Genomic DNA, 3298 nt, shown 5'->3' with positions numbered 1-3298 from the left:
TGGAGAACTTGAGCCGCAACTCGTCCCGAGACAGCGTCTGACTCACGAACGACACCGCCGCGGCAACATCGGCAAAGGGACCATGGCGAGCCACGGCGCGGCGCAAGCCATGCCCCAGCTGCTCCAGGTACTCGTCGCCTGCGCGTACCACCGCCCGGCGATGAGGGCGCAGCGCATAGAACGGCCGAAGCCCATCAAGCACCTCGGGCCAGTTGGGCGCCAACACGGCCGCCCTGCCCGCCCCAGAACCAGCCAGCAGGCGCTCCAGCGCAAGACGAGCTGCACGAACGCCAGAAGCCTCACGGACGGCACGTCGTGCTTCAGCGCGGAGCCCACCCAGGCTGGAAGCAGCAGGCACATCGCCCTGACCCAGAATCCGCTGGAACGGTGGCAACACCTTGATGCCCGAGCACACGGTCTGGGCATCAACATCGGACGCGCACACCAGTGAAATCTTGTCGACGCCCCGGCGGTCAAGGTCCTCCCAGACGTCCGGCCAGCACGTCAGGCCGACTGCAGTCCCGGGCCAGGCACCCAGCACTTCCCAGTCGCCGTCCGCAAGCACGCCTACGGCCCAGGTCACCGTCAGGTCGCGAGCAGATCCATCGGCAGCCAGAACTTTGACCGATTGCTCGTCGAATGTTGCGCAGCAGTAGCGCCAGCAAAGCGCCAATGCTGTCCGGCTGTCATGTTTGACATCGGTGTTCATCATCTGATCGCCTCCACGAGATAGCGGCTGGCAAGCGACGGCATCTCCAAACTCGGGCTAGACGCTCAGTCACAAGTTCGCGTTTTGCTGTCTATAGACACGTGTCTTTAGTGTACACAATGCAAACACTTGTCGGCAATGCGTCCCAGCCGGAATCAAGAACTCATCGAAGCTTTGGCCATCGAGGTAAAGGCTCGGAGGCTTGAACTGGAGTTGACCCAGGAAGATCTTGCGGGCCGTAGCGAACTCGATCGCCCATACATTTCTTTGATCGAAGTCGGGCGCAAGCAACCCACGATCAGCGTGCTGTACAGAATATCCACGGCGCTGGAGCTCACATTTGGTGAGTTCTGCGCTAGGGTCGACGCGCGCTACTCAAAGACTGTGAAGTAGATTCCTTGCAGCTCGATGATTGCCTCGCTTTGGAGGCAGAGGGAAAGCTACTTGGTGCGGCGGCAGTTTTCGCGCTTCCCAAGTTAGAGGCGCGGGCGCGTCAAAAGCTCGGCAGTTCAGCTCCGTGCAGGACCGAAACCTTTGCGACGGTTTTTGAGGCAAAGACCGAAAGAGGCTGTTATGCACAGCTGTACATAAAGGTTGGTCAGAGGCATTCGCGGCCGGCCGTCTGAGCGGCTGCTTCGATCAGGACCGGCCACTCGACCGGCGGTGCCATGTATGACCGCTGCTCATCTGAGACCAGCCCTTCGACAAGTGGCGACCGAAGTTCGATTCTGAGCAACCGGTCCGGCGCGTATTGACGGGCTGAAGCCGACCCGTTGCGGTCGGCCCTAGAAGCCGGAGCGGTCATTCACCAAATCGGTGGTCGGCGCACGCGCAACTCGATAGTCACCAGTTGGGCCCTGGGATGCATCGACCAAGCACTGGCCGAGGTGTTGAAGCAGCTGTCGATTGCGCTTTGAGCGCCTCGCGTCCGGTAGGCTGTCGACATGTCTAAATGCCTGATTTCTGCCCAGCAGTGGATTTGCCGCGATGCCTGGCTCGCGGCGCTGATTCTGATGACTTCTTGTGCCTCGCCGTCCGACGCTAGCCTTGCACCGGCCACCCCGGCCGAGCGGCTGGCGCAGCTGGCGCAGCAGCACCATGTCTGCGGCGCGGCGGTGGCCGTCCTCCACCAGCGCGAACTTCAGTCGATCACAACTGCGTCCGGCTGCGATCCCGCGCTGCAGGTGCGGCCTGACAGCGTGTTCCAGGCCGCGTCACTGAGCAAACCGGTGTTCGCCTATGCCGTGCTCAAGCTGGTGCGGCAGGGCCACCTGGCGCTGGACGCGCCGGTGTTGAGGTACCTGCCGCAAGGCTATCGGCATGCCTTCAATCCGCTGCACCCAGAGATGGCAGCCAAGAGCGACGACGTGACGGACCCTCGGCTGGGCGCTGTGACTGTGCGTATGCTGTTGCAGCACACTGCCGGGCTGCCCAACTGGGCATCGGGTCCGCTGCTCTTTGAAGGCACACCGGGCGAGCGCTGGGCCTATTCCGGAGAAGGTTACGTGCTGCTGCAGCGGGCCGTCGAAGCCGTGATGCAGCGGCCGCTGGACGAAGTCATGCATGAGCAGGTCTTCACCCCGCTGGGCATGGGCCGCAGCAGCTACCGCTGGACACCCCAGATCGGCCAGCATTTGCTGCCAGGCACCATGGCCAATGGGATACCGCGCAAGGTGGTTCCCTTGCAGAAGCCGGTGGCGGCGTACAGCCTTTACACCACCGTGGACGACTACGCGCGCTTCGTCGTCGCATGGCTACGCGATCCGGCCCTGCTGGAGATGGCAGCCGACTCACCGGTGGACGTCGAGTCGCAGTTCAACCTGGCATGGGGATTGGGCTGGGGCCTGGAGCAGTCAGCAGACGGCGTACGGTTCTGGCAGTGGGGCAATAACCCGGGCTACCGCGCGTTTGTGATGGCCGTGCCTGGCTCGGGCGATGGTCTTGTTCTGCTGACCAACAGCGACGCCGGACTGAAGTTAGTTGAGCCTCTCGTGCGGGCCGCCTTGCCAGGGGAACACAAGGTCTTACGGTCGCCCTTCTTGTCGGCGGGCGCGTTGGACATGCTCTGCGAAATCCTGCGCGTGTGCATTTGACGGACCGCTGCGCGCCGCCGCAAGGTCTTTGAACTCGACGAGTGTCGAGTTTGTGGAACGGCAGCTCCTGGCCGACAGCGTGAAGTAGGCGGCGGCGCGTGAAGCTGACCTTGGCCGGCAAAGATTCATAGCCCGACCTGCGGCTTACCGGGACGGCCATGAAATGGCGCTCCCGGCCAGGAACGGTCTCCCAATTGCTGCCGCTTTGCGCAGCTCTGGTTGGCTATGAACTGCCGATGGCTCAGTAAGACGACAGCGCCTGCGGAAAGCAGAGCCGATGGCGCGGTCGTCTGGACTCCATGGGCCGGCTCGGACCGAAGCGGCTGGCGGCGCGCCGGCACGACGCTCGGCCAAGCCTGCCCAGCACAGCTTGCCGTTCAGTGGCTGGCAGCAGCGAGCCGATCGACCATGGCCTTGATGGCCGCCAACTGCACCCCCGACTTCTTCGCATAGTCGGTGCCGTAGAAGCCGACCGTGTCCCAGCAGGCGTTCGGGT

The 3298-nt window shown here is 63.2% G+C and carries 3 protein-coding genes; 2 read left to right on the top strand and 1 reads right to left on the bottom strand.

The genetic code is table 11. The features are described from left to right. Positions 1-712 (bottom strand): transposase (locus OOZ63_RS28725; protein ID WP_266009280.1); only part of this gene is annotated, 712 nt, incomplete at its 3' end. Between the two features lie 135 nt (positions 713-847). Here OOZ63_RS28725 and OOZ63_RS28720 point away from each other — a divergent pair. Continuing rightward, on the top strand, positions 848-1102 hold the full coding sequence (locus OOZ63_RS28720; protein ID WP_266009284.1) for a helix-turn-helix domain-containing protein: 255 nt from the start codon (positions 848-850) through the stop codon (positions 1100-1102). Between the two features lie 551 nt (positions 1103-1653). Then, positions 1654-2802, top strand: coding sequence for a serine hydrolase domain-containing protein (locus tag OOZ63_RS28715; RefSeq protein ID WP_323055802.1), 1149 nt, complete (start codon positions 1654-1656; stop codon positions 2800-2802). Positions 2803-3298 lie beyond the last annotated feature (496 nt).

Origin of the sequence: Paucibacter sp. PLA-PC-4, from assembly GCF_026241155.1 — a bacterium.
GTDB lineage: Bacteria > Pseudomonadota > Gammaproteobacteria > Burkholderiales > Burkholderiaceae_C > Roseateles_E.
Note: the sequence above shows the minus strand (reverse complement) of the source record. Positions and strands in the feature narration are given on the sequence as shown.

Excerpts from the sequence above, each read along its gene's own strand:
- OOZ63_RS28715 (WP_323055802.1), top strand. The coding sequence starts at position 1,654 with ATGTCTAAATGCCTGATTTCTGCCCAGCAGTGGATTTGCCGCGATGCC.
- OOZ63_RS28720 (WP_266009284.1), top strand. The coding sequence starts at position 848 with ATGCGTCCCAGCCGGAATCAAGAACTCATCGAAGCTTTGGCCATCGAG.